This window comes from Micromonospora sp. URMC 105 (assembly GCF_051386295.1).
GTDB lineage: Bacteria > Actinomycetota > Actinomycetes > Mycobacteriales > Micromonosporaceae > Micromonospora.
Genome location: NZ_JBPQTL010000047.1, coordinates 12,261 through 36,574 on the forward strand (window position 1 = coordinate 12,261; position 24,314 = coordinate 36,574).

At 73.9% G+C, this 24,314-nt stretch carries 24 protein-coding genes and 1 tRNA gene; 10 read left to right on the forward strand and 15 right to left on the reverse strand.

All coding sequences use genetic code 11. The annotated features are described in order from the left end of the window. Positions 1-37: 37 nt before the first annotated feature. Positions 38-1,384, reverse strand: coding sequence for a class I SAM-dependent methyltransferase (locus ACSNN7_RS16795; RefSeq protein ID WP_436681742.1), 1,347 nt, complete (start codon positions 1,382-1,384; stop codon positions 38-40). Then, the gene (locus ACSNN7_RS16800) at positions 1,381-2,763 is read right to left on the reverse strand and encodes an FAD-binding oxidoreductase (protein ID WP_436681743.1); all 1,383 of its coding nucleotides are present in this window, start codon (positions 2,761-2,763) and stop codon (positions 1,381-1,383) included. Before ACSNN7_RS16800 ends, ACSNN7_RS16795 begins: the two co-directional genes overlap by 4 nt. A gap of 36 nt (positions 2,764-2,799) precedes the next feature. Here ACSNN7_RS16800 and ACSNN7_RS16805 point away from each other — a divergent pair, with 36 nt between their 5' ends. From ACSNN7_RS16805 to ACSNN7_RS16815, 3 genes are read left to right on the forward strand one after another with little or no spacing between them, the layout of a single operon-like run. Further along, positions 2,800-3,327, forward strand: a complete 528-nt coding sequence (locus ACSNN7_RS16805) for an aminoacyl-tRNA deacylase (protein WP_436681744.1) — start codon at positions 2,800-2,802, stop codon at positions 3,325-3,327. A gap of 50 nt (positions 3,328-3,377) precedes the next feature. Further along, positions 3,378-3,662 (forward strand): DUF427 domain-containing protein, encoded by a 285-nt coding sequence (locus tag ACSNN7_RS16810; protein WP_436681745.1) that lies wholly within the window; start codon positions 3,378-3,380, stop codon positions 3,660-3,662. A 57-nt stretch (positions 3,663-3,719) separates the two neighbouring features. Then, positions 3,720-4,439, forward strand: coding sequence for an RICIN domain-containing protein (locus tag ACSNN7_RS16815; protein ID WP_436681746.1), 720 nt, complete (start codon positions 3,720-3,722; stop codon positions 4,437-4,439). Between the two features lie 4 nt (positions 4,440-4,443). On the opposite strand, the gene ACSNN7_RS16820 is transcribed toward ACSNN7_RS16815, so the two are convergent. Then, entirely contained in the window at positions 4,444-5,742 is a 1,299-nt protein-coding gene (locus tag ACSNN7_RS16820; RefSeq protein ID WP_436681747.1) for an MFS transporter, read from the reverse strand. A 53-nt stretch (positions 5,743-5,795) separates the two neighbouring features. Between ACSNN7_RS16820 and ACSNN7_RS16825 the strand changes: the two genes are divergently transcribed. Beyond that, positions 5,796-6,788 (forward strand): GlxA family transcriptional regulator, encoded by a 993-nt coding sequence (locus ACSNN7_RS16825; RefSeq protein WP_436681748.1) that lies wholly within the window; start codon positions 5,796-5,798, stop codon positions 6,786-6,788. Positions 6,789-6,794: 6 nt separating this feature from the next. On the opposite strand, the gene ACSNN7_RS16830 is transcribed toward ACSNN7_RS16825, so the two are convergent. The 8 genes from ACSNN7_RS16830 to ACSNN7_RS16865 all read right to left on the reverse strand — a co-directional run bounded on the left by ACSNN7_RS16830 (position 6,795) and on the right by ACSNN7_RS16865 (position 15,484). Next, positions 6,795-7,271: a hypothetical protein gene (locus ACSNN7_RS16830; RefSeq protein ID WP_436681749.1), complete on the reverse strand. Its 477-nt coding sequence runs from the start codon at positions 7,269-7,271 to the stop codon at positions 6,795-6,797. Between the two features lie 70 nt (positions 7,272-7,341). After that, the gene (locus tag ACSNN7_RS16835) at positions 7,342-9,294 is read right to left on the reverse strand and encodes a vWA domain-containing protein (protein ID WP_436681750.1); all 1,953 of its coding nucleotides are present in this window, start codon (positions 9,292-9,294) and stop codon (positions 7,342-7,344) included. Positions 9,295-9,296: 2 nt separating this feature from the next. Next, entirely contained in the window at positions 9,297-10,760 is a 1,464-nt protein-coding gene (locus ACSNN7_RS16840; protein ID WP_436681751.1) for a magnesium chelatase, read from the reverse strand. 93 nt (positions 10,761-10,853) lie between these two features. After that, a complete protein-coding gene (locus ACSNN7_RS16845) occupies positions 10,854-11,930 on the reverse strand; it encodes a hypothetical protein (protein ID WP_436681752.1) in 1,077 nt (358 codons plus the stop codon). Positions 11,931-12,002: 72 nt separating this feature from the next. Beyond that, positions 12,003-12,653, reverse strand: coding sequence for a response regulator transcription factor (locus ACSNN7_RS16850; RefSeq protein WP_436681753.1), 651 nt, complete (start codon positions 12,651-12,653; stop codon positions 12,003-12,005). Next, complete coding sequence (locus ACSNN7_RS16855) at positions 12,650-13,957, reverse strand: sensor histidine kinase (protein ID WP_436681754.1); 1,308 nt, start codon at positions 13,955-13,957, stop codon at positions 12,650-12,652. The genes ACSNN7_RS16850 and ACSNN7_RS16855 overlap by 4 nt, the downstream gene beginning before the upstream one ends. Before the next feature lie 52 nt (positions 13,958-14,009). Next, positions 14,010-14,510, reverse strand: a complete 501-nt coding sequence (locus ACSNN7_RS16860; protein ID WP_436681755.1) for a hemerythrin domain-containing protein — start codon at positions 14,508-14,510, stop codon at positions 14,010-14,012. A gap of 5 nt (positions 14,511-14,515) precedes the next feature. Continuing rightward, complete coding sequence (locus tag ACSNN7_RS16865) at positions 14,516-15,484, reverse strand: aldo/keto reductase (protein ID WP_436681756.1); 969 nt, start codon at positions 15,482-15,484, stop codon at positions 14,516-14,518. Positions 15,485-15,550: 66 nt separating this feature from the next. On the opposite strand from ACSNN7_RS16865, the gene mgrA reads away from it, so the two are divergent. Next, positions 15,551-16,540 (forward strand): L-glyceraldehyde 3-phosphate reductase, encoded by a 990-nt coding sequence (gene mgrA, locus ACSNN7_RS16870; protein ID WP_436681757.1) that lies wholly within the window; start codon positions 15,551-15,553, stop codon positions 16,538-16,540. A 57-nt stretch (positions 16,541-16,597) separates the two neighbouring features. On the opposite strand, the gene ACSNN7_RS16875 is transcribed toward mgrA, so the two are convergent. Both ACSNN7_RS16875 and ACSNN7_RS16880 read right to left on the reverse strand, forming a co-directional pair. Beyond that, on the reverse strand, positions 16,598-17,530 hold the full coding sequence (locus ACSNN7_RS16875) for a lytic polysaccharide monooxygenase auxiliary activity family 9 protein (RefSeq protein WP_436681758.1): 933 nt from the start codon (positions 17,528-17,530) through the stop codon (positions 16,598-16,600). Between the two features lie 72 nt (positions 17,531-17,602). Next, positions 17,603-18,247, reverse strand: a complete 645-nt coding sequence (locus ACSNN7_RS16880; protein ID WP_436681759.1) for a trimeric intracellular cation channel family protein — start codon at positions 18,245-18,247, stop codon at positions 17,603-17,605. A gap of 124 nt (positions 18,248-18,371) precedes the next feature. On the opposite strand from ACSNN7_RS16880, the gene ACSNN7_RS16885 reads away from it, so the two are divergent. From ACSNN7_RS16885 to ACSNN7_RS16895, 3 genes are all read left to right on the forward strand, one after another. Continuing rightward, a complete protein-coding gene (locus ACSNN7_RS16885) occupies positions 18,372-18,959 on the forward strand; it encodes a DinB family protein (RefSeq protein WP_436681760.1) in 588 nt (195 codons plus the stop codon). A gap of 92 nt (positions 18,960-19,051) precedes the next feature. Then, a complete protein-coding gene (locus ACSNN7_RS16890) occupies positions 19,052-19,915 on the forward strand; it encodes a barstar family protein (protein WP_436681761.1) in 864 nt (287 codons plus the stop codon). Between the two features lie 765 nt (positions 19,916-20,680). Continuing rightward, complete coding sequence (locus tag ACSNN7_RS16895; RefSeq protein WP_436681762.1) at positions 20,681-20,848, forward strand: hypothetical protein; 168 nt, start codon at positions 20,681-20,683, stop codon at positions 20,846-20,848. A gap of 22 nt (positions 20,849-20,870) precedes the next feature. Here ACSNN7_RS16895 and ACSNN7_RS16900 read toward each other — a convergent pair. Beyond that, positions 20,871-20,943, reverse strand: a tRNA-Ala gene (locus ACSNN7_RS16900). Between the two features lie 90 nt (positions 20,944-21,033). Next, positions 21,034-21,624 carry a YqgE/AlgH family protein gene (locus ACSNN7_RS16905; RefSeq protein ID WP_436681763.1) on the reverse strand — a complete coding sequence of 197 codons (591 nt, stop codon included), beginning with the start codon at positions 21,622-21,624 and terminating at the stop codon, positions 21,034-21,036. A 150-nt stretch (positions 21,625-21,774) separates the two neighbouring features. Here ACSNN7_RS16905 and ACSNN7_RS16910 point away from each other — a divergent pair, with 150 nt between their 5' ends. After that, on the forward strand, positions 21,775-22,578 hold the full coding sequence (locus tag ACSNN7_RS16910) for an S-methyl-5'-thioadenosine phosphorylase (RefSeq protein WP_436681764.1): 804 nt from the start codon (positions 21,775-21,777) through the stop codon (positions 22,576-22,578). Between the two features lie 137 nt (positions 22,579-22,715). Continuing rightward, the gene (gene mdlC, locus ACSNN7_RS16915) at positions 22,716-24,311 is read left to right on the forward strand and encodes a benzoylformate decarboxylase (RefSeq protein ID WP_436681765.1); all 1,596 of its coding nucleotides are present in this window, start codon (positions 22,716-22,718) and stop codon (positions 24,309-24,311) included. Positions 24,312-24,314 lie beyond the last annotated feature (3 nt).

Genomic DNA, 24,314 nt, shown 5'->3' on the forward strand with positions numbered 1-24,314 from the left:
CGCCGATCCGGCGCGGCTTTCCTCGACGCTTCCGGCGTCAGGGCGTCCAGTCGGGGCGCAGCGGGTACGACGTCTGCCCGTCCGGCCCGTTGCGGGTGGCCAGCACCTGGTGCAGCTGGATGCCGTTGGTCTCGAAGGCCAACCGCGACCCGGCCATGTAGAGACCCCACACCCGCGCGGTGCCGTGGCCCACCTCGGAGACGCAGAAGTCCCAGTTCTCGACCAGGTTGCCGCACCAGGCGGCCAGCGTCAGCGCGTAGTGCTGCCGCAGGTTCTCCTCGTGGTGCACCTCCAGCCCCACGTCGTGGATCTCGCCGATCAGCCGGCCCGGCCCGGCCAGCTCGCCGTCCGGGAAGACGTACCGGTCGATGAAGGCGCCGGAGCGGTGCGGGGCCCGGTTGTCGGCCCGGGTGATGCAGTGGTTGAGCAGCCGGCCGTCCGGGCGCAGCCGGTCGCGCAGCGCCCGGAAGTACGCCGGGTAGTTGCGCACCCCGATGTGCTCGGTCAGCCCGATCGAGGAGACCACGTCGAACTGCTCCCGCGGGGCGTCCCGGTAGTCCAGGTGGCGCACCTCGGCCAGCTCGGTCAGCCCCTCCCGCTCGATCGCCGCCTGCGCCCACCGCGCCTGCTCCCGGGACAGGGTCACGCCGAGCGCCTTGACGCCGTACTCCCGGGCGGCGTGCCGGACCATGCCGCCCCAGCCGCAGCCGACGTCGAGCAGCCGCATGCCCGGCTTGAGCGCGAGCTTGCCGGCGATCAGGTCGTACTTGGCCGCCTGGGCCTGCTCCAGGCTGTCGTCGGGGCTGCGGAACACCGCGCAGGTGTACGTCATCGACGGGCCGAGCACCTTCTCGTAGAAGGCGTTCGAGACGTCGTAGTGGTGCGAGATGGCGGTGCTGTCCCGCAGGCGGGAGTGGCGCAGCCCGTTCATCACCCGCCGCCAGCGCGGTTGCGCCTCCTGCGGCGGGGGCGGCGGGGGCAGCAGCCGCTCCCAGCCCAGCCCGCGCACCAGCGCCAGGCCCTCGGTCAGCGGGGGCACCCGCACCCGCAGCTCGTCCTTGAGCACCCGCAGCGCCTCGTACGGGTCGCCCGGGTGCACCCCCTCCAGCCCCAGGTCGCCGCTGACGTACGCCCGGGCCATGCCCAGGTCGCCGGGCGCGGTGAGCAGGTACGTCAGGCCCCGCTCGCTGCGGATGGACAGGGTGATCCCGGAGTCGGCCGGGCCCAGCACGCTGCCGTCGTACCCGACGATGCGGACTGGCAGGTCCCCGACGGTCAACGCCCGGACGACGTCCGCGACGCTCGTGCGTCCGCGCCGGCCTCCCGCCGGCGGTGGTGTGGCGGGGGAACTGCTCGCCCCCTGTTCACGATCGGTCAGGCTCATTTCCTCGCTACCGCCTTCTCGTACAGTCCGGTGAGCCGGTGGTCCGGGTCGTAACGGTCCTTCACGGCACGCCAGACGTCCCCGCCGTAGAGCCGGTCGAACGCTTCCCGGTCGTAGTACGCGTCCGAGTAGAGCGACTTGTGACCGCCCAGCTCGGACACCGCCCGCTCGATCGAGCGGTTCACATCGCCGTCGGCCGCGCCCTCGGCGATCGGCACGCTGCCCCAGAAGCCGACGTTGACGTAGGTCTGCCCCGGCCGGAGCGGATACAGCGGCCAGGCCCGCGCCGAGCCGGACCCGGCCGGCTCGCGCAGCCGCAGCGGGCAGAGCCAGACCGGGTTCATCCCCACGTTGCCGGCGAACCAGCGGAGGAACTCGGCGGTGGCCTCCAGCGGGATCTCGACGTCCTGCACCACCCGCTCGCGGGCGGGGCGGCCCCGCCAGCGGTCCACCCGCGCGGCGACCTGGTGCCGGTGCTCCAGCCGGACCAGCCGGTGGTAGAAGTCGCTGCGCCGCCACCGGGCCGGCCAGAGCCGGCGGACGACCGGGTGCTGCACCCCGAACGCCGCCGAGCACCAGAACCAGTCGGTGTCCCAGCGCCAGAGGTAGTCGTGGGTGGTCAGCGCGTCGCGGGTGCGCCGGCGCAGCGACCGGTAGTAGATGTCCTGGCCGGTGTAGTCGCTGAGCTGCGGCGCGTCGTCGGTGAAGGTGCCCAGGGTCAGGTACGCCTCGCCGGGGCTGAACATCACCCCGTCCATCGCGTCGACGGGCCGGCCCTCCCATTCGCCCTTGACGACCACGTCGCCGATCGCCTCGGTCAGCTCCTCCAACCGGCTGAAGCGCACGTTGCGCAGCGCCACCGCGTGGCGTACCGGCTGGAGCTCGATGCGCAGCCGGGTGGCGTAGCCGAGGCTGCCCAGCGAGTTGGGAAAGGCCGCGAAGAGGTCGGCGTGCTCACCCTCGGGGCGGATCGTGAGGATCTCGCCGGCGCCGGTGAGTACGTCCATCTCGGTCACCGACTCATGCGGCAGCCCGTTGCGGAACGAGGTCGACTCGATGCCCAGACCGGTGACCGCGCCGCCCAGGGTGATCGTGCGCAGCTGCGGCACGACCAGCGGCATCAGCCCGTGCGGAAGGGTGGCGGCGACCAGGTCCTCGTACGTGCACATGCCCTGGACGTCGGCGGTGCGGGCCCTCGGGTCGACCGCCAGCACGCCGTCCAGCCCGGAGACGTCCAGGCCGGGCGAGCCGGTGGCCGTCCGGGGACGGAAGAGATTGGAGGTGCGTTTGGCGAGGCGGACGGGCTGACCCGTGGGCACCGCGGCGTACGACCGCCGTAACCTGTCCACCGCCTGGTCATGATCACGCAGCGCGCGCATGAGATCACTTTACGCGCCGAACGGCTTCCGCGTGGGATGTCCACCGTGGCCTTTTCGCATCCACAATCGGACAGTCGCGTTACCGTGGCGGGCGTGCCCTCACCCGCACTCGCCGCACTGGACGCCGCCGGTCTGCCGTACCGGCTGATCCGGCACGGGCCGGTGCGCAGCCTTGCCGAGGCGGCCGCCGCCCGCGGCGTCGCGGTGCCGGACGTGGTGAAGACGATCGTGGTCCGCCGCGGTCCGGACGACCACCTCTTCGTGCTCACTCCCGGCGACCGGGTGATCTCCTGGCCCAAGCTGCGTGCGCTGCTCGGCGTCAGCCGGCTCTCCATGCCGGACGCGGCGGCGGCCCGCGCCGCCACCGGTTACGAACGCGGAACCATCACGCCGTTCGGCGCGACGACCGCCTGGCCGGTCGTCGCCGACGAGCGGCTGCGCGGCCGGGAGATCACCCTCGGCGCGGGCGAGCACGGCATCGCCGTCGCGCTGGACGCCGACGCGGCGATCACCACGCTCGGCGCGACGGTCGCCGACGTTACCGACCCGCAGCCGCCGGCCTGACGTGCCCTCGATCGGTGGCCGCGGCGATCCGGGCGGAATAGCGTGGGGACATGCCGAGAGCCGTCTGGAACGACCTGGTAATCGCCGAGAGCGACGACACCGTAGTGGTCGAGGGCAACCACTACTTCCCCCGCGACGCCCTGCGCGACGACCTGATCCGGGAGTCGGCGACCCACACGGTCTGCGGGTGGAAGGGCACCGCCTCCTACTACACCCTGGAGCACGAGGGCCGGACCAGCGCCGACGCGGTCTGGTACTACCCGGACCCGAAGCCGGAGGCCGAGATGGTGCGCGACCGGGTGGCGTTCTGGAAGGACGTCACGGTCGTCGAGTGAGTCACCGCCGGACGGGCCGGGTGGCCGTCGACCGGCCCGGTGGGTGAGGATGCCCCCATGTCCGTCTCCGGCGAACACCACGACCCGTCCGGCACCGTCTACGGCGCCCGCCGGGCCGCCCGGCCCGGGCTGCCCCGGGATCCGCTGATGCGGTTCGCGCTGGCCACCGGGCTGGTCGGCGTACTGGTGGGGGTCTTCTTCGCCACCGGCGTGCTCGGTGGCGGCGACCAGCCGGTGGTGCCGGCGTCCGCCGCCTCCGCTCCTCCGCCGCCGCCGTCGCCCGCGCCGGAGGTGACCGAGCCGGCCCCGACGACCCCGGCCGCGCCCTCGCCCACCGCCGCACCCACCACCCCGCCCGCCCCGGTGGCCGGGCCGAAGGTGTTCCGGGCGGTGGCCTCCGGCCTCTGCATCGGCACCGACGGCGACGACGAGAAGGCGGTCGCCGAGCTGGCGGCCTGCACCGGCGGGCCGGAGCAGCAGTGGGTGGCCAATCCGGTCGCCCCGGACCTGGTCACCCTCACCAACGCGGCGCACGGCCAGTGCCTGGACGTCGAGGGCGGCAGCGCCGACGACGGCGCGAAGCTGCAGCAGTTCCCCTGCCACGGGCAGGCCAACCAGCAGTGGCGGCTGACGCCGGTCGGCACCGGTCCGGTGCTGCTGGTCGCGGTGCACTCCGGCAAGTGCGCCGAGGTCGAGGACGGCGGCACCGAGGCCGGCGACGAGCTCCGGCAGGTCCCCTGCACCGGCGCCGCCCAGCAGCAGTGGACGGTGGGCTGACCCCTCAGCCCCGGTAGCTCCAGGCCCGCGGCGGCGGCGCCACCACGGGTACCGGCACCGGCACGGGCTCCCGGCGGCGCAGCAGCAGCGATAGCCCGGCCGCGCCGATCGACAGCGCCCCGGCGACGTACCAGGCCAGCGCGTAGTCGCCGAGCCGGTCGCGGACCAGGCCCGCCCCGGTCGCGGCGACGGCCGCGCCGAGCTGGTGGGCGGCGAAGACCCAGCCGAAGACCACCGCGCCCGACGCCCCGAAGTACTCCCGGCACAGCGCGACGGTCGGCGGCACGGTGGCGACCCAGTCCAGGCCGTAGAAGACGATGAAGACCAGCATGCTCGGCTCGGCGGTGCCGGCGAAGAGTCCGGGCAGCACCAGCAGCGACGCGCCACGCAGCGCGTAGTAGACGCCGAGCAGCAGCCGGCTGTCCACCCGGTCGGTGAGCCAGCCGGAGGCGATGGTGCCGACGATGTCGAAGAGCCCGACCAGGGCGAGCAGCCCGGCGGCGGTGGTCTCCGCCATGCCGTGGTCGTGCGCGGCCGGCACGAAGTGCGTGCCGACCAGCCCGTTGGTGGTCGCGCCGCAGATCGCGAACCCGCCGGCGAGCAGCCAGAACGGCCGGGTCCGCGCGGCCGTGGCCAGCGCGCCGACCGCCCGGGCCGCCGCGCCACCGGTTGCCGGCGCGGGCGGCACCACCTCGGCCGCGCCGTAGGCGGGCAGGCCGAGATCCGCCGGGTGTTCCCGCAGCAGCCAGGCCACCAGGGGTACGACCGCCAGCGCCGCCCCGGCGACGACGAGCGCCGCCGTGCGCCACCCGTGGTCGCGGACCAGCAGGGCGAGCAGCGGCAGGAAGACCAGTTGCCCGGCCGCGCCGCCCGCGGTCAGCACCCCGGTGACCAGCCCCCGCCGGCGGACGAACCAGCGCCCGGTCACCGTGGCCACGAAGGCGAGCGCCATCGACCCGGTGCCCAGCCCGACCAGCACCCCCCAGCAGAGGATCAGCTGCCAGCTCGCCGTCATGAACACGGTCGCCCCGCTGCCGACCGCCACCAGCGCCAGCGCCCCGGCCACCACCCGCCGGACGCCGAAGCGGTCCATCAGCGCGGCGGCGAACGGCGCGGTCAGCCCGTAGAGCAGCAGGTTGACCGAGACGGCGGCGGAGATGGTGGCCAGCGGCCAGCCGAACTCGGCGTGCAGCGGGTGCAGCAGGACCGAGGGGGTGGCGCGGAAGCCGGCGGCGCCGACCAGCGCGACGAACGCGACGGCGGCGACCAGCCAGGCCGGGTGGAGACGGCGGGATCGGTTCACGCTGTCGAGTCTCGGCGGCGGGCACCCGGGCGACGAGTGGCCGGAAAGCCATCATGCGCAATAATCGGGCCATGACGATCGTCCCGCACCGGGTCGCGGTGCTCGCCGTCGACCAGGTGGTCGGCCTCGACCTCGGCACCCCCTCCCAGGTCTTCGGCACCGCCCGCACCCCGGACATGCGGCAGCTCTACACCGTCGACGCCTGCAGCGCGGGGGGCCGTCCGGTACGCAGCACCGCCGGCTACCAGGTGCTTCCCGACCACGGGCTCGAACTGGTCGAGGCCGCCGACACGGTGGTCGTACCGGGCATCCACGGCGGCCCGGCGCTGACCGACGGCATCCTCGACCCCGAGGTGGCGGCGGCGCTGCGGGCGGCCCACGAGCGGGGCGCCCGGATCATGTCGATCTGCACCGGCGCGTTCGTGCTGGCCGCCGCCGGGCTGCTCGACGGCCGGCGGGCGACCACCCACTGGGCGTACGCGAAGGAGTTCCGCCGGCTGCACCCGGCGGTCGACCTGGACCCGGACGTGCTCTTCATCGACTGCGACGACGTGCTCACCTCGGCCGGGGTGGCCGCCGGCCTCGACCTGTGCCTGCACGTCATCCGCACCGACCACGGCAGCGAGGTGGCCAACCGCTCGGCCCGGCGCTGCGTGGTGCCGCCGTGGCGCGACGGCGGCCAGGCCCAGTACATCGAGCGGCCGGTGCCCACGGGCGCGGGGACCGGCACCGCCGGCACCCGGGAGTGGGCCCGGCGCCGGCTGCACGAGCCGGTCACCCTGCGCGACCTGGCCGAGCACGCGCGGATGAGCGTGCGCACCTTCACCCGGCACTTCCGGTCCGAGACCGGGCTGAGCCCCGCCCAGTGGCTGCTCCAGGAGCGCACGGAGCACGCCCGGCTGCTGCTGGAGACCACCGACCTGACCGTCGACCAGGTCGCCCACCGCTGCGGCTTCGGCACCGCCGCCGCCCTGCGCCAGCGCCTGCACCAGCACGTCGGCGTCTCCCCGTCGACCTACCGCCGCGCCTTCCGCCGCTCCTCCTGAGCGGGGTCAGGCGGGCTGCGGGTGGGGGCGGAGCATGCGCAGCTGCGCCAGGTGCTTGGGCAGGTGGACGCGGGTGTGCAGGTCGAGGACGCGGAACCAGGGCAGCGAATCGTCGACCCGCAGGTCGAAGCCCTCCCGCAGGTGGGTGTCGACCGGGGTGTCCGCCGCCGGGCCGAGCCGGTCCACCAGCGCGCAGAGCTTCTGGCTGGTCGCCCGCAGCAGGGTGGCCAGCCCGTCCAGGCCACCGCACTCGGCGACCAGCGCGTCCAGCTGGGGGCGGTGGATGGCCTCCAGGTCGTAGTAGGCGAAGGGCGACCCGGCCAGCACCGCCTCGGTGGCCTCGCTGAGCAGCTCGTCGTTGGCGGCCAGGTGGGCGACGATCTGCTCGGCGCTCAGCTGCCCCGGTGGCGGCTCACCGAAGCCGCCCGCCTCCACCTCGGCGAGCAGCTCCTGGTAGCTCCGCCGCAGCTCCGCGCTCTCCACGCCCCCAGTCAACCCCGCCGCCGTACGCCGGCCGGGCCGTTACCGCACCCTGATCACCCGGACGGGCGGCTCAGCGGCGGCCCCGCCGGGCGCGCAGGTAGTCGGAGACCACGTACTCGCCGAGGTCGTCGAGGTCGGGGGTGAACATCCGGCCCTTCGAGCGGCGGGCCACCGCGTCGACGAAGCGGCGCAGCCCCGGGTCGTCGCCGAGCATGAAGAGGTTGAGCGTGGCGCCGTAGCGGGTCAGCTTGTCCACCTCGCGGACGGTCGCCTCGATGGTCTCCGGCAGCGGCGGCCAGTGGAACAGCGCCTCCCCGTCGTCCGGGTCGAGGTGGGCGGTCGGCTCCCCGTCGGTGACCACCAGCACCACCGGCTCCGCGCCCGGGTGCCGGCGCAGGTGCCGCCCGGCCAGCCGCAGCGCGTGCTGGAGGTTGGTGCCCTGCTGCATGTCCGGCTCCACCGCGGCCAGCTCCTGCTGGGTCAGCGTCAGCGCCTCCCGGCCGAAGCCGACGATCTCCAGGGCGTCCTGCGGGAACCGGGTCGCCACCAGGTGCGACAGCGCCAGCGCCGTCTGCTTCATCGGCCCCCAGCGCCCCTGCGAAATCATCGAGTACGACAGGTCGACGCAGAGCGCCACCGCCGCCGACGCCCGCCGCTCGGTCTCCACCACCTCGAAGTCGTCGACCGCGAGCTGGACCGGCACGGTGGGACCGGCCCGGCGGACCGCCCGGGTGAGGGTGCGCACCACGTCCAGCGGCTGCTCGTCGCCGTACTCCCACGGCCGGGACGCGCCGCTGACCTCGCCGGCCGCGCCCGCCGAGCGCAGGTCGTGCTGCCCGCGCGGCCCGGCCGTCAGGTCGGCGAAGACCCGCCGCAGCGCGGTGCCGGCGAGCCGGCGCAGCGCCTTCGGGCTCAGGGTCAGCCCGTCGGCGTCCCGGCTCACCCACCCCTGCCGGCGCAGTTCCCGCTCCAGCTCCCGCAGCCGGCGCACGTCGTCGGCGGCGTCGCGGCCCAGCGTCCGGGCCACCGCCTCGACGTCCACGTCGTCGAGGGTGGCGCCCGGGTGCTCCTGATCGAGGGAGTCGAGCAGGTCGTCCAGCTCGCCGATCTCGTCGAGCGCCCCGGCCGCCTCGCCGTAGCCGAGCGGCCGGTCGCCGCGGACCCGCTCGCCGCGCTGCCAGTTGAGGTCCGGGCGCAGCGCCCGCAGGTGCCCGTCCAGCGCGGACAGCTCGCCGGTCAGCCGGTCGCCGAGGGACTGCCGCATCAGCCCGGCCAGCTCCTCGCGCTGCCGGTCCGACAGCGACCGCATCAGCCGCTCCCCGGCCGCCGACCGGCGGGCCAGCACGTCGACCAGCTCGTCGACGTCCTTCGGCCGCTCCGGGAAGAAGTCGCCGTGCCGGCGCATGAACTCGGCGAACGCGTCGGTGGTGTCCTCGGCGCGGGCGTGCCGGGCCAGCAGGTCGTTGAGGTCGCGCATCATCTCGGCCAGCCGCCGCTGCACCGCCGGATCACCGGCGGCCCGCGCCGCGTCGCGCAGCCCGGCGAAGCGCTGCTCCAGCACCTCACCGCGCAGCCCGTCGAGGATCCGCTGGTACGTCTGCCGCGCCTCGTCGCTGGCCCACTCGTAGCCGGCCAGCTCCTGCACGGCGCGAGCGGTGGAGCGGGGCAGATTGTCCAGCACCGCCTCGGCGAAGCGCGCGTCGTCGTCGGCGCGTCCGCGCAGCTCGTCCCGTTCCGCCGCGAGCGCCTGGTCGAGCAGGGCCTGCGACCGGGTGACCGCGCCGTCCAGGTCACCCCGGCGCAGCGCCTCGCGGCGCAACCGGCGGGCCCGGGCGGCCAGGTCGTCCAGGCCGCCGCTGCCCTGCGGGCCGCGCCGCAGCAGGTCCCGCAGCGCCTCCCGCAGGCTGCCGCCGGCCAGCACCTCCGCACCGACGGCGTCCACCGCGGCCCGTACGTCGTACGGCGGGGCGAGCGGGTCGGGCCCGCCGCGCCACTGGCCGTACCGGAACCGGTTGCCGGCCATGCTCAGCCCCGGCCGCCGTAGACGGTGCGGCCCGACTCGGTGACGTCCTTGCCGAGCCGGCGGGTCAGGTGCAGCCCCTCCAGGACGAACTCGATCCCGGCGGCGGCCTCCTCCGGGGTGGGCGCGTCGCCCAGCCCCAGCCGGTCCAGCGCCTTGGCCAGCCCCGGCACCGTGCCGACCTGGCGCAGCAGCTCGGCCGAGGAGACCAGCTCACCGGTCTCGATCACGGTGCCCTCGGCGACCAGGGCGGTGAAGCCGGAGAGGTCCAGCCCGGCCAGCCGGGCCCGGAACGTCTCGGCGGTGGCGGTGCGCAGCAGGTGGGCCAGGATCTCGATCTCGCGCCCCTCCTCGCCGCTCTCGAACTCGACCTTGCCGCGCAGCGTCGAGGTGACCGACACCGCGTCGCCGACCCGGGCGACCGGGGCCTCGGGGCGTACCCCCTCGGCGGCGGAACCGGCGGCGAGCAGGCCGGAGCGGCGCAGCGCGGCGGCGGCGACGGTCTCGGCGGCGGCGATGGCGAAGCGGGCGGAGACGCCGGAGCGCGGGTCGACCGACGGCGACTCGCGGACCGCGCGGGCGAACCGGGCGAGCACCTCCAGCACGTGCTCCGGCACCTCGGCGACCAGCTCGGCCTCCTGCCGGATCAGGGCCAGCTCCAGCTCCAGGTCGACCGGGTAGTGGGTGCGGACCTCCGCGCCGAAGCGGTCCTTGAGCGGGGTGATGATCCGGCCCCGGTTGGTGTAGTCCTCCGGGTTGGCGCTGGCCACCAGGAACAGGTCCAGCGGCAGCCGCAGCTGGTAGCCGCGCACCTGGATGTCCCGCTCCTCCAGCACGTTGAGCAGCGCCACCTGGATCCGCTCGGCCAGGTCCGGCAGCTCGTTGACCGCGAAGATGCCCCGGTTGGTGCGCGGCACCAGTCCGAAGTGGATGGTCTCCGGGTCGCCGAGGGTGCGGCCCTGGGCCAACCGGATCGGGTCGACGTCACCGATCAGGTCACCGACGCTGGTGTCCGGGGTGGCCAGCTTCTCGCCGTAGCGCATCGAGCGGTGCAGCCAGCCGACCGCCAGGTCGTCGCCGGCCTCGGCGACCAGCGCGCGGGACGCCGGGGTGAGCGGGTGCATCGGGTGCTCGTTGAGGGCGGAGCCGCCGATCACCGGGGTCCACTCGTCGAGCAACGCCACCAGCGAGCGGATCAGCCGGGTCTTGCCCTGGCCGCGCTCGCCGAGCAGCACCATGTCGTGGCCGGCGAGCAGGGCCCGCTCGACCTCGGGCAGGACGGTGTCGTCGTAGCCGACGATGCCCGGGAAGCGGTCGGCGCCGGAGCGCATCCGGACGAGGAGGTTGTCGCGGAGTTCCTGCTTGACGGTGCGGTACCGGTGGCCGGCCGCCCGCAGCGCGCCGAGCGTGCCGGGCAGGTCGGCGGGCGGGACCGGGAGAACCTGGTTGGGCGCAGTCACCCGACCCACGCTAGCTCAGGAAAACGAGGGTGCCCCGTCGATCGACGAGGCACCCTCCTCCCCCGATGGCCACGGGCCGGCGGCGGGCGCCGGCCCGCGACGTCAGCCGCGACCGCAGCGGGCGCAGCCGCCCCGGCGGCGCAGGTGGTACGCGTAGGTGGCGGCGCCGAGCGCGGCACCCCAGAACGGCCAGAGCAGCATCGGCGCGCTGGCCATCGTGAAGCCGCCGCCGAGCTGCCAGAAATCGGGCAAGGTGACCAGGCCGAGGGTGGCCGCGGTGACCGCGACCGCGACCAGGGTGGCCGGGACGACCGCGAGCTTCACCGGCACCGGCCGCCCGGCCAGGCCGACCATCCAGCGCGGGAACCGCTCGCCCCAGCGCTGCACCAGCCCGAGGGTGAGGATCGCGCCGACGGTGGCGAAGGCGCCCAGCCCGGCGCCGGCCCAGACCTGCCCGGTCTCCTGCATCTCGTCGAGCATCCCCGGGGAGATGCCGAGCGGGATGCCGGCCGCCCAGGCGAACCGGGTCAACGCGTACGCGAAGGGGATCACCGCGGCCGTCCAGGCGGCCCAGCGCCCCCAGCGGGCGGCGGCCGCACGGGTGGTCCAGCCCCGCTCGGCGCCGCCCCGGCCGCAGGCCACGCAGGCGTCGGCGGTCCGCCGCTGCCAGACCAGCAGCGCCCCGGCCAGCAGTACTCCGCCCACCATGGCGGCCACCCGGACGCCGAGCGCCCAGGTGAAGATGTCGGCGTAGTCGACCGGCGGCCAGCCGAACGGGGCGCCGAGGATCAGGATCGGCGCGTAGCCGAGGATCACCAGCACCCGCGCGTCGGGCACCACCACGGCCAGGACGAAGGCGACCGTCCAGCCGTAGCCGAGCAGCAGCGCGCGCAGCGGACCGGCGATGCGGGCACCCTGGCTGCTCATGGCGAGCGCGGCGACCGCGGCGGTCAGCAGCATCCCGGCGAAGAGCGGCGGCGCGACGTCGACGGGAACCAGCCGGAGCAGGCTCGGCCCGCCGCCGCCCGGGTCGTTCGCGCCGAGCGGGTAGCCGGCGCCGGTCAGCGTGCAGAGCAGGGCGAGTACGCCCCAGAGGCCGAGCCAGCCGGCGGCCAGCGGGGCGAGCCGGTCGGGCCGGCGGGAGGCCGGGCGTAGGGTGGGGACATCGGTCGTCGTCATGCTCTCAGCCTCGGCCGGCGCGCCCGGGAAACCCTCCCGAGCGGTGACGAACTTGCTCCCCCGCCGGAGGGATCAGCCGGTGGGGACGACGAAACCGGACTCGTACGCGGCGATCACCGCCTGGGTGCGGTCCCGCACCCCGAGCTTGGCCAGCACGTTGCCGACGTGCGTCTTGACCGTCTCCACCCCGACCACGAGCTGCCCGGCGATCTCGGTGTTGGAGAGCCCGGCGGTCATCAGCCGCAGCACCTCCGCCTCCCGTTCGGTCAGCCGCGCCGCGCGCAGCCGGTCCCCGCCCGAGGACCCGTACGCCCCGGCGAGGCGGCGGATCGCGGCCGGGAAGAGCAGCGAGTCACCGGCGGCGACCGCCCGCACGGCGGTGACCACCTCCGCCGGGCGGGCCCGTTTGAGCAGGAAACCGCTCGCGCCGGCGCGCAGCGCCTCGTAGACGTACTCGTCGTTCTCGAAGGTGGTGACCACCAGGACGCGCGGCGGGTCGGCGGAGGCGGCGAGCAGCCGCCGGGTGGCCTGGATGCCGTCGATGGCGGGCATCCGCACGTCCATCAGCACCACCCGGGGCCGCAGCCGCGCCACCAGCGGCGGCACCTCCGCGCCGTCGGCGGCCTCCCCCACCACCCGCAGGTCCGGCTGGGCGTCGATGATCGCCCGCAGCCCGACCCGGATCAGCTCGTCGTCGTCGACGATCAGCACGTCGGTGCTCACCGCATCTCCTCCCTCGGCACCGGCAGCCCCACCCGGACCCGCCAGTGGCCGCCGTCCGGGCCGGCGGTGATCCGCCCGCCGAGCAGCAGCACCCGTTCCCGCATGCCGTCCAGGCCACGGCCGCCGCGTCCCGGCCGCGCCGCGCCGCCCAGCGCGTTCTCCACCTCGATCTCCAGCCAGCGACAGCTCCCGCTCAGCGCGTCGGCCGGTTCGGCACGGTCCGGCGCGGTCGCCTCCCCGGGTACGTCCACCCGCAGGCGCACCGGGCCACGGCCGTAGCGGGCGGCGTTGGTCAGCCCCTCCTGCACGATCCGGTAGCCCTCCCGCGACACCGCCGGGGGCAGCTCCGCCAGCCCGCCGTCGACCCGCGCCTCGACGGGCAGCCCGGCCGCCCGGGTGTCCGCGACGAGCCGGTCGAGCTGGGCCAGGGTGCGCTGCGGCGCGGTGCCGGCCGGGGCCCGGGCACCGTCCTCGGTCTCCCGGAGCAGGCCGAGCACGTGGTCCAGGTCGTCCATCGCGTGCCGGCTGGTCTCCTCGATCGCGGCGAGCGCCCGACGGGCGAACTCCGGGTCGTCGTCGAGGAGCTGACGGGCCGCGCCGGCCTGGAGGGTGGCCACGGTCAGCGCGTGGCCCACCGAGTCGTGCAGTTCCCGGGCCAGCCGGTTGCGTTCGGCGAGCCGGGCCGCCCGGGCCGCCAGGGCGGCGAGCTGCTCGCCCGCCGAGGGGCCGAGCAGCACCGGCGCCATCGAGGCGGCGAGCGTGCCCAGCCCGGCGACCGCGTAGCCGAGGCCGAGCAGCATCAGCACCCCGGTCAGGGTGAGCCAGCCGGTGTCCCGCCCGTCGAGCGGTCCCCAGCTCTGCCGGGCGACCAGTTGGGTGCCGATGCCGAACTGCTGGGCGATGAACGACAGCGCCATCGGCAGGGCACTGATCAGGGCGAACATCACCGCCCCGCCGACAGTCATGTGCAGGGCGATCCAGAGCGCGGCGCGCAGCCGGGTCTCCCGGTCGGCCGGGTGCCCGGTGGCGGGCTCCGGCAGCGGCACGCCGAGCAGGGCGCGGGCGGCGGCCACCTCCAGCGCCCGGCTGCCGTCGAGGAAGAACGGCACCGCGCCGATCACGGCGGCGACCGCCACCAGCGCGAGGACCAGCAGCCGGGGCACCTCGCCGCGGGTGAGCAGCTGGACGAAGGTGCCGGCCAGCAGCACGTACGGCAGCGCGAGCACCCCGCCGAGCAGCAGGAACACGCCGCGTCGGCAGGTGCTGGGACGGACCAGCGGCGCGATCAGCGCCCGGGGGTTCACCCGGCCATTCTCGCGCCCCGCCACACCGGGCGACTCCCCCGCGTCGGGGAGATCAGCGGCGGTGTTCCTCGACGTACCGCTGCGGGTCCTTGTCGGCGAAGCGCAGGCTGCGGCCGTTCTTGTGCTCGCCGTAGAAGGTCAGCCAGCGGGCGCCCAGCTCGGCACGGAGTTCGACGCCGGCGTGCCGGCGGAAGTCCGGCAGCGCCTCGTCCTCCTCCTCGGCGAGGTGCTCGCTGTTCTCCCGGCGGGCCTTCCACACCGCCGCCCACCACTGGTCGGAGCCGACCGGGTGCAGCTTCGACTCGGCGATGGCGTCCCGGATCTCGTTGTGGTCGCCGATGGCGTCGGTGGTCTCGTCCTCGCCGTCGTCGCCGTGCCGCACCAGGTACGGGTAGAGGATCGCCTCCTCCGCCTCGGCGTGGATGTCCAGGTGCAGGGCGAGCGCCTCCCAGACGGCCAGCAGTTCAGCCGGGTCGCGGGCGTCGTCGAGCCGGGCGAAGCCGCGCCTGAAGGCGGCGTGGTCGTCCAGGATCAGCGCGGTGATGTCGTCCATGCTGCTCACTTCCCCGCTCGGGCGCGGATCAGCTTCGGCACCGCGGCCAGGCCGGTGACCGGCCGGAACTGCCGGGCGGCGGTGGCCAGGGCGGCGTACTCGGCGTCGGTGAGGTCGATCTCGGCGGCGGCCGCGTTGCGCTCCATCTGCTCCACGCTGGACGCGCCGGGGATGGCCACCACGTTCGGGTGGTGCAGCAGGTAGGCCAGGGCGATCTGGCTGGGGGTGGCGTCGTGCGCGTCGGCCACCTCGCGCAGCGTCGCGATCAGGGCGGTGCCCCGCGCCAGGTTCTCCGGCAGAAAGTACGGGTTGGCCCGGCGCACCGCCCCGCTCGGCGGGTGCTTCGCGTCGTACCGGCCGGAGAGGAAGCCCTGCGCCAGCGGGCTGTACGCGATGACGATCCGGCCGGCCTGCTCCGCGTACGGGATCAGGTCCTCCTCCGGCGCCCGGTCGACGAGGCTGTAGCGGACCTGGTTGCTGAGCACCCGCCGGCCCAGCGCGGCCTCGGCGAACCGCCAGCGGCGCAGGCTGTAGTTGCTCACCCCGACCTCGCCGACCAGGCCGACGTCCTGCAACGCGCGCATGCCGCGCATGGTGGTGGTGTCGGCGACCACCGGATTGGGCTGGTGCACCTGGTAGAGGTCGATGCCGTGCACGCCGAGCCGGGCCGCCGAGGCGACCGCCCGCTGCTGCACCACCGGGGCGATCGGCAGCACGGGGAAGACCTTGCTGGCCACCACGACCTTCTCCCGGTCGGCGCCGAGGGCGGCCCCGAGGATCCGCTCGCTGCGACCGAAGCCGTACACCTCGGCGGTGTCGAAGAGGGTGACGCCCAGATCCATCGCCCGCCGGACGATCTCGGCGGCGCGGCGCTCGTAGTCGGGGCCGTAACCCCACTCCTTCGAGCCGAACTGCCAGGTGCCGAGGCCGATCTTGGAGATGGGCTTGGGCGTGTCGAGCGGGACGAATCGCATGCGCTCGAAGCTACCCCGCACACCGGGACGGCACGCCCGTTCCGTGCCGCCGATAGGGTCGGCGTCGTGAACTACCTTGCGGCTGACCAGCGCTACGACTCGATGACCTACCGGCGGACCGGACGCAGCGGGCTGCGACTGCCCGCCGTCTCGCTGGGCCTGTGGCACAACTTCGGACCGGACCGGCCCTACGAGCGGCAGCGGGACATCGCGCGCCGGGCGTTCGACCTCGGCGTCACCCACTTCGACCTGGCCAACAACTACGGCCCCCCGCCCGGCGCGGCCGAGGAGGCCTTCGGCCGGATGCTGGCCACCGACCTCAAGCCGTACCGGGACGAGCTGGTGATCTCCAGCAAGGCCGGCTACCTGATGTGGCCCGGCCCGTACGGCGAGTGGGGCTCGCGCAAGTACCTGGTCTCCTCGCTGGACCAGTCGCTGCGCCGGATGGGGCTGGACTACGTCGACATCTTCTACTCGCACCGCTTCGACCCGGACACCCCACTGGAGGAGACGATGGGCGCGCTCGACGCCATCGTCCGCTCCGGCAAGGCGCTCTACGTCGGCGTCTCCAACTACGACTCGGAGCAGACCGCCCGGGCCGCGGCGATCCTGCGTGACCTGGGCACGCCGCTGCTGATCAACCAGCCGTCGTACTCGATGTTGAACCGCTGGACCGAGGACGACGGCCTGCTCGACACGCTGGCGGAGGTCGGCGCCGGCTGCATCGCGTACAGCCCGCTGGCCCAGGGTCTGCTCACCGACCGCTACCTGGCCGGCGTCCCGGAGGACTCGCGGGTGCGCACCAGCGTCTTCCTCAACGAGAGCGACCTGACCGAGGAGAAGCTGGCCACCATCCGCGGCCTGGGCAAGGTGGCCGAGCGGCGGGGGCAGACCCTGGCCCAGCTCGCCCTCGCCTGGGCGCTGCGCGACCCGCGGATGACCAGCCTGATCATCGGCGCGAGCAGCGTGGCCCAGCTCGAGGGGAACGTCGCCGCGGTGCAGAAACTCGACTTCACCGCCGAGGAACTGGCCGAGATCGACCGCCTGCTCGGCTGAGCCGCCGAGGCGCCCCGGCCGCCGCCCACCACAGGGCGCGGCCGGGGCGGGGCGGAGTCACCAGATGCGGCGGCGGCCGGCGCGGTGGTTGCGCACCTCACAGGCGCGGCCCGGCGGGACCGCCGTACCGGCCCGGCGCAGCCGCATCGCCACCATCGCGGCGATCAGCACGGTGACCGCCGCCGCCGCGCCGACCACCAGCCGGAGGCTGTCACCGCCGAGGTGGGTCACCGATGCCACGGGTACGCCCGGATCGCCGGGCACCGGCGCCGCGGTGAACTCGGGTACGGCGGTGCCGGCGGCCCTCGGCGTGCCCGCCGAGGCGCCCGGACCGGCCGGACTGGCCGGTGCACTGGGGGTGGCACCACCCGGCCCCCGGAAGACCACGTCCGAGCAGGAGTAGTAGCTGTCCGGGGTGTCCGAGTTCTGCCACACGGTGTAGATCAGGTGCCGCCCGGTCAGTCCCGCCGGCAGTCGGCCCGGCAGCCGGTACGACCCGTCGCGCAGCGGCGGGTCGGTGACCGTCAGGAACGGTCGCGGCGAGAGGTCCGCCCAGGTCAACCGGCTCTTCGGGTCGTACCCGGGGCGGGTGGCGTAGAGCCGGAACGTGCCCTTGTGCGGGATGGTGCCCCGGTAGCGGAAGGTGAACTTCGCCCCGGCGGTCACCTCGGTCGCCGGCCAGTCGGTGCGGGCCAGGTCCAACCCCCGGTACGCCGACAGCCCGCCGCTGCACAGCTCACCGTCCGGGATCCGCTCCCGGTCCCGGCCGTCGACGCCGAAGACCCGGATGTTGTCCCACTCGCGTACCGCCGCTCCGGCCTTGACGGCGGCCCGGCAGGCGGGCGTGGCGGCGTGCGGGCCCTCGGGGCCGCAGGCGGCGGACCGGCTCAGCGGGCTGGTCGGCGCACCGTGCGCGGCGGCGGGGGTCGCGGTCGGCAGGACGCTCGCGGCGACGGCCGCGAGAACGGCGAGCACTCGGCGTACGGTCATGATGGACCTCCCGGGCACTGGTACGGGCGGGAGGCGGCAAAGGTTCGACCCGGTGGCCCGGGGTGCCGAGGATCACGACGCGAGATTCCGGCCGTTGCGTTCCCAGGCGCGCGGCGCGGTCCAGTGGCGGAGCATGGCGACGATCCGGAACAGGAACACCAGCACCGCCGCAGCGGTGGCGACGACGGGCATCGCCAGGTCGGTGTGGTGTGCCGCAGCGACAACGATCGCACCGGCCGCCGCCGGGATCGAGTAGAGGTCCGTGTCGACCTGCACCAGCGCAGGCGTCTCCCGGGCGGTGATGTCCCGCAGCACCCCGCCGCCGACAGCGGTGGTGATCCCCAGCAGCACCGCCTGGAGCGAGCCGAGGTGGAATTCGAGGGCCTTGAGGGTGCCGGTGACGCAGAACAGCCCGAGCCCGGCGGCGTCGAAGACGAGCACCGTGAAGGTCAGCCGCTGCACCACGGGGTGGACGAAGAACGTCACCACCGCGGCGACCAGCGGGATCACCAGATAGTTGACGTTCGTGAAGGCGGCCGGCGGCGTGTCCCCGATGATCAGGTCGCGGAGGATGCCGCCACCGAGAGCGGTCAGCATGGCCAGGACCACGATCCCGACTAGGTCGAAACGTTTGTGGATGGCCATCAGGGCGCCGGACGTGGCGAACACGTAGAGGCCGACCAGCTCGAGGATGCCGATGACGGTGCGTGCTGACATGGCCACATTGTCAACGCCTTCGCCCCGGCCTCGAGAGTTCCGCGCGTCCCGTGCCGCGGTGTCACTCCGCCAGGGGCTGGTGAAGCATTGAGCCCGCCGCCGGCGCATGACAGGCTCTCACCCCATGATCGATGATTTCGCGAAGGAGTACCTGCACAGCGATCTGCGAGACATCCGCGAGGCGATGCTCTGGAAGCTCGACGGACTGCGCGAGTACGACGTCCGCCGCCCCCTGACCTCGACCGGAACCAACCTTCTCGGCCTGGTCAAGCACCTGTCGTTCTGGGAGTCCATATACTTCGGTGAGGTCTTCGACCGGCCGTTCCCCGAACCCCTGCCGCGGTGGGACGACCTGGGAGCGCGCGGCACCGACATGTGGGCGACCGAGCACGAGACACGTGCGGAGATCGTCGGCCGGTACCGTCGCGTGTGGGCGCACTCGGACGCGACGATCACCGCCCTGGCCATCGACTCGCCCGGGCACGTGCCGTGGTGGCCCCGCCCGAACGTGAAGCTGTTCAACATCCTGGTCCACATGCTGACCGAGACCAGCCGGCATGCCGGGCACGCCGACATCCTGCGGGAACAGCTCGACGGCTCGACAGGGGTAGCGGCCTACCACGCGAAGTCGCAGCCCGACAAGGCTTTCTGGGAGGACCGGTTCGCCACGATCGAGCGGGCCGCCAGAGCGGCTGATCCGACCGAGGCCTGAAGCGGACGACGGCCTCCAGCCTCGTGGTTGCCCTTGGCTGACGTCGTCAATGGTCGGTTGGCATCGCACGAGCAGACGGGCAGGATCGGCCCGTGCCGCACGAAGAATGCTTTCTCCGCTGCGAGGTGGTCGCATGGGTCAGTCAGGATTTCCCGGGCTGGGTGCGCGTCCGCATAGTCGACGCTGACGGGAGATCGTCGTTCTTCGTCGACAAGGTCCCCGTTTTCACCGGCGGTCAGCTGAACGCCGGCACTCGTCTGCCGGCACCGGTCCGCGTGCGATGCAGCATCGTCAGCCAGGACGAGGACGGTGCCCTGGTCATCTCCACTCACCCGGATGGGGTCGAAGCAGAGGATGGACAGACGCTGTTCCGGGTACGCGGGGACGAGCTGGACCGACCCACGTTCAGGGAGGGCTCAGCGGGAGGCAGTGGATCAAGGGCGTCAGGCACCGGGCGCACCGCCGGCGCTGGGCCGGTGAATCCGACCACGAGTGACTGGTGGAACGGCTCTGGGGATCCGCTGACGGTGTGCTCGCCTGGAACGATGGTCCAGGCAGGGGCGATCGTGCCGGAAGCGGGAAAGCTGGTTGTCGCCCGGTTGGACGGGGCGAAGATGACGGATGCAGACCTCGTCTTCTACGAGTTCTCCGACGCGCTGCTCTTTCCCGGTTACTTCGGCTGGAATTGGAACGCGTTGTCCGACTGCCTCCGTGACCTGAGCTGGCTGCCCGCCGAGTCATACCTCATCGTGGTGGAGCGTGCGCCACTGCTCATGTCCAGCAGCCCTGGCGAGCGGCAGACGCTGTTCAGGGTCCTGTCGCGGGCCGCTCGCACCTGGGTCGACCCGCTCGGCCGGCCGCACGGCAGGGGCGTCCCGTTCAAGGTGCTGCTGCTGTGCGACCGGGACGAGGAAGCGGTGGAAATGAGACGAGAGATCGTCAGCCTCAAGCTTTGAACGGTGCGAGCTCCTCGGCGTTGCCGGGTACCGGGTGGAGATGCATCGGTGCCGTTGCCAGGCTTACCACGCCGCGGACCTGCTAGCGGCCTCGACCGCCACGGCCACGGCGGCCCTGACTGAGCTGGCCGGCTCTGGCCCTTTCACTCCACTTGACGTGAAGAACGAGGCCGAGGAACGCACCGCCTACGGCCGCGGACACCCCGCCCATCGGAATGGTTGTCCAAGACATCAGGAAGGACAGCGAACCATCGGTGTGCCCGTTCTCGGCCACGAACCGCTCGGGCTCTGCCGGATCGACCCACACCGTCAGTTCCGGTTTCGGAGTGCTGTGGCAGCCGGTCACCCCGGCGCAAGGGATCCACGTGTGATACTGCGCCGGCCCGTACATGTAGTAGATCTCGATGCGATCGATGCCGCTGCCACGGCCGCCGCCCCGGCCCGGTCGGTGACCGTGGCGGTGACGGGAACTCCCTCGCTCCGCAGTCGGTCCGCCCGCGCCGACAACTCCCACCGGTACAAGATGGAGCCGACCACCAGGGCCACACCGAGCAGGAGAAACACTGAGGCGATCAGCCCCAATCTCCACCAACCGGTGTCAGCGGGGCCGGTGGCACCGGCCTTCCGTCTCGCCACGGATCAACTCCCCTGGACAGCCCTGTCAACGGTCGGGAGCCAACGCCCGCCGACGGCCTACGGTAGGGGTGGCGATCAACGGGCCGACAGGGGCAGAACGCTCCAACCCGACCACCGGCCCGGGTGCTCATGGAACTCCTGCGTCACTCTGAGATCGGCGTCACCATCTACATCTACAGCCACGTCATGCCCGCTCAGATCGTCCAGGCGGCCGATGCGATGGAGAACGTGCTGTGGGCGAGGGACAGCAGCTATGGCTACTTTCACCGTCAGGAACGACGAAGGGCGCCCGCCTGACGGCGAACGCCCTTAGCAAAGGTGGAGCCGAGGGGACTCGAACCCCTGACCCCCACACTGCCAGTGTGGTGCGCTACCAGCTGCGCCACGGCCCCTTGCTGTCGTCCCCGGTGTCCCGGGCACGACGAGAACTATACACACGCCGCCCGGCATGGTCATCTCGCGGGGTCCCCACCCCGGTGGCCCTAGTTCAGCGCCACGTCGGGCGGGAAGTGGGCGACCGCCGCCAGCATCCCGCCCTGCCTCCGCAGCACCATCGGCCACAGGTCGTCCGGGCGGTCGACGAAGGCGTCCCCCGGCAGCGCGTCGAAGACGAACCAGGAGCCGTCCTCGATCTCCTGCTCCAGCTGCCCGGAGCCCCAGCCGGAGTAGCCGGCGAAGACCCGGATGGCGCCGAGGCCGTCGCGCAGCTTCTCCGGGTCGGCCGACAGGTCGACGGTGCCCACCGCGCCGGAGATCTGCTGGAAGCCCTTGAGCCGGCGCATCGGGTGCCGCATCCGGGCCAGGCAGATCGCGGAGTCCGGCTGCACCGGGCCGCCCTCGAAGAGCACCGCGGGATGGCGGGCCAGGTCGCTCCAGTCGCCCAGCACGTCGGCCACCGGCACCTCGGTCGCCCGGTTGAGCACGACGCCGAGCGCCCCGCCGGCCTCGTGGGCGACCAGCAGCACCACCGTGCGGTCGAAGTTCGGATCCTTGAGGGCCGGAGTCGCCACCAGCAGCCGCCCGGTCATGGACTCCATGGCTCGACCGCCGATCGCCCGTCCCTCCTCCTGCATCTCGGACACCGTCAGCCGCGCGCCGGGTCGTGGAACCGGTCGCCGTCGGCCATCCGCGCTGTCACCGCCATGCCTGGCACCATAGCCTGCCCCCGGGGCGGTGGCTAAGGTCTGACCGGCGGGTGATCGAGCGGGAACGAGGGAGGGTCGATGGGTCCGACGGCGGACATCGCGGTGATCGGCGGGTCGGGGCTCTACGCGCTGCTCGACGGCGCCACCGAGCACGTGGTGGAGACGCCGTACGGGGCACCCTCGGACCCGGTGACGGTCGCGGAGGTGGGTGGGCGGCCGGTGGCCTTCCTGCCCCGGCACGGCCGCGACCACCGGTATCCGCCGCACCTGATCCCGTACCGGGCGAACCTGTGGGCGCTGCGGTCGCTCGGGGTGCGCCAGGTGCTCGCCCCGTGCGCGGTCGGCGGCCTGCGGCCGGAGCTGGGCCCGGGCACCTTCGTCGTACCCGACCAGCTGATCGACCGCACCAGCGGCCGGGCGCAGACCTACTACGACCGGGGCGCGGTGCACGTGCCCTTCGGCGACCCGTACTGCCCGGTCGGGCGGCGTACGCTGCTGGCCGCCGCGGCCGGGCGGGACGTGCCGGCGGTGGACGGCGGCACGGTGGTGGTGGTCGAGGGTCCGCGCTTCTCCACCCGCGCCGAGTCCCGCTGGTACGCCTCGATGGGCGGCACGGTGGTCAACATGACCGGCCACCCGGAGGCGGTGCTCGCCCGCGAACTGGCCCTCTGCTACACCTCCATCGCGCTCGTCACCGACCTGGACGCCGGTGTGCAGGCCGGCGAGTCGGTCACCCAGGAGGAGGTGTTCCGGGTCTTCGCCGAGAACACCGACCGCCTGCGCGGCGTGCTGCTGGACGCGCTGGGCGCCCTGCCGGCCGACCGGGACTGCCCCTGCGGGCACGCCCTGGACGGCATCAAGACCCCCTTCCCGCTGCCCTGAGCGACCCCGGCCGGGTGCGTCCGGCACGGTGAGCGGCAAAGTGCCCGGCTTGTCCACCTCGTCCCGATAGATTCGGCAGGTCGGAGGCCGGTGTCAGCTTGCGCTGCGGCACGCGCCGGACAGGGAGGCAGGGGGCGATGGCGACCGTCCGGGACACCACGTACGAGCTGCTGCGCGCCCTAGGCCTGACCACCGTCTTCGGCAATCCCGGCTCGACCGAGCAACCCTTCCTCCAGGACTTCCCCGCGGACTTCCGCTATGTGCACGCCCTGCAGGAGGCGTCCGCGGTGGCGATGGCCGACGGGTACGCGCAGGTCACCGGCCGGCCCGCGCACGTCAACCTGCACACCGCCCCGGGCACCGGCAACGGCATGGGCAACCTGGTGACCGCCTGGCACAACCGGACGCCGCTGATCGTCACCGCCGGCCAGCAGAGCCGGGAGATGCTGCTGACCGAACCCCGGCTGACCAGCCGCGCGCCGACCGAGCTGCCCCAGCCGTACGTGAAGTGGAGCTACGAGCCGGTCCGCGCGCAGGACATCCCGGCGGCGTTCATGCGGGCGTACGCGATCGCCGCCCAGCCGCCGTCCGGGCCGGTCTTCCTCTCCCTGCCGCTGGACGACTGGAGTCAGCCGGCGGACCCGCCGCCCGCGGTGCGTACCGTGGCGACCCGCTTCGGGCCGGACCCCGAGCGGCTGCGGGAGTTCGCCGCGCTGCTGGCCGCCAGCCGCTCCCCGGTGCTGGTGCTCGGCGCGGCGGTGGACCGGGCTGAGGCCTGGCCGGTGGCCGTGGCGGTGGCCGAGCGGCTGGCCGCGCCGGTCTGGTCCGCCCCGGCACCGGAGCGGGCCGCCTTCCCGGAGCGGCATCCGCACTACCGGGGGGTGCTGCCCTTCGCGATCGCACCGCTGGCCGAGAAGCTGCGCGGGCACGACCTGGTGCTGGTCGTCGGCGCGCCGGTGTTCCGGTACTACCCGCACGTCCCCGGCGCGCACCTGCCCGACGGCACCCGGCTGCTGCACGTCACCGACGACCCGGAGGAGGCCGCCCGTGCGCCGGTCGGCGACAGCCTGCTCGGGGACGCCGGGTTGACCCTCGCCGCGCTGCTGGACCTGCTGCCGGAGACCGACCGACCGGCGCCGGAACCCCGACCGGAGGCCGGACCGCCGCAACCCGCCGATCCACCGGACGCCGACGCGCTCTTCGCCGCGCTGGCGGCCTGCTGGCCGGCCGACGGGATACTGGTCCAGGAGTCACCGTCCAACCTGGCCGCGCTGCGCCGGCGGCTGCCGACGGCCCGCCCGGCGTCGTACTTCACCATGGCCAGCGGCGGGCTCGGGTACGGGCTGCCGGCAGCGGTGGGCATCGCCCTCGCCGAGCGGGACGCCGGTCGGGACCGGCCGGTGGTCGTGGTGATCGGCGACGGCTCGTTCCACTACTCGGTGCAGGCGCTCTGGACCGCCGCCCGGTTGCGCCTGCCGATCGTCGTGCTGGTGCCGGTCAACCGGCAGTACACGATCCTCAAGTCGTTCGCCGAGCTGAAGCACACCCCCGGCGTGCCCGGGTTGGACCTGCCCGGCCTGGACCTCACCGCGATCGCCCAGGGGTACGGCTGCGCCACCCGGGTCGTCGGCACGCCGGACGAGCTGCCCGACGCGCTGGCCGCCGCGCTGCGGGCCGAGGGTCCGACGGTGCTTCCGGCGCCGATCAGCGCCGAGGTGCCCCGGATCCTCTGATCG

What these genes read in the sequence shown, in the direction of transcription:
- ACSNN7_RS16795 (WP_436681742.1), bottom strand. Translation starts at nt 1,384, where the DNA reads ATGAGCCTGACCGATCGTGAACAGGGGGCGAGCAGTTCCCCCGCCACA.
- ACSNN7_RS16800 (WP_436681743.1), bottom strand. Translation starts at nt 2,763, where the DNA reads ATGCGCGCGCTGCGTGATCATGACCAGGCGGTGGACAGGTTACGGCGG.
- ACSNN7_RS16805 (WP_436681744.1), top strand. Translation starts at nt 2,800, where the DNA reads ATGTCCACCGTGGCCTTTTCGCATCCACAATCGGACAGTCGCGTTACC.
- ACSNN7_RS16810 (WP_436681745.1), top strand. Translation starts at nt 3,378, where the DNA reads ATGCCGAGAGCCGTCTGGAACGACCTGGTAATCGCCGAGAGCGACGAC.
- ACSNN7_RS16815 (WP_436681746.1), top strand. Translation starts at nt 3,720, where the DNA reads ATGTCCGTCTCCGGCGAACACCACGACCCGTCCGGCACCGTCTACGGC.
- ACSNN7_RS16825 (WP_436681748.1), top strand. Translation starts at nt 5,796, where the DNA reads ATGCGCAATAATCGGGCCATGACGATCGTCCCGCACCGGGTCGCGGTG.
- ACSNN7_RS16835 (WP_436681750.1), bottom strand. Translation starts at nt 9,294, where the DNA reads ATGGCCGGCAACCGGTTCCGGTACGGCCAGTGGCGCGGCGGGCCCGAC.
- ACSNN7_RS16845 (WP_436681752.1), bottom strand. Translation starts at nt 11,930, where the DNA reads ATGACGACGACCGATGTCCCCACCCTACGCCCGGCCTCCCGCCGGCCC.
- ACSNN7_RS16860 (WP_436681755.1), bottom strand. Translation starts at nt 14,510, where the DNA reads ATGGACGACATCACCGCGCTGATCCTGGACGACCACGCCGCCTTCAGG.
- ACSNN7_RS16865 (WP_436681756.1), bottom strand. Translation starts at nt 15,484, where the DNA reads ATGCGATTCGTCCCGCTCGACACGCCCAAGCCCATCTCCAAGATCGGC.
- ACSNN7_RS16875 (WP_436681758.1), bottom strand. Translation starts at nt 17,530, where the DNA reads ATGACCGTACGCCGAGTGCTCGCCGTTCTCGCGGCCGTCGCCGCGAGC.
- ACSNN7_RS16880 (WP_436681759.1), bottom strand. Translation starts at nt 18,247, where the DNA reads ATGTCAGCACGCACCGTCATCGGCATCCTCGAGCTGGTCGGCCTCTAC.
- ACSNN7_RS16885 (WP_436681760.1), top strand. Translation starts at nt 18,372, where the DNA reads ATGATCGATGATTTCGCGAAGGAGTACCTGCACAGCGATCTGCGAGAC.
- ACSNN7_RS16895 (WP_436681762.1), top strand. Translation starts at nt 20,681, where the DNA reads ATGGAACTCCTGCGTCACTCTGAGATCGGCGTCACCATCTACATCTAC.
- ACSNN7_RS16905 (WP_436681763.1), bottom strand. Translation starts at nt 21,624, where the DNA reads ATGCAGGAGGAGGGACGGGCGATCGGCGGTCGAGCCATGGAGTCCATG.
- ACSNN7_RS16910 (WP_436681764.1), top strand. Translation starts at nt 21,775, where the DNA reads ATGGGTCCGACGGCGGACATCGCGGTGATCGGCGGGTCGGGGCTCTAC.
- mdlC (WP_436681765.1), top strand. Translation starts at nt 22,716, where the DNA reads ATGGCGACCGTCCGGGACACCACGTACGAGCTGCTGCGCGCCCTAGGC.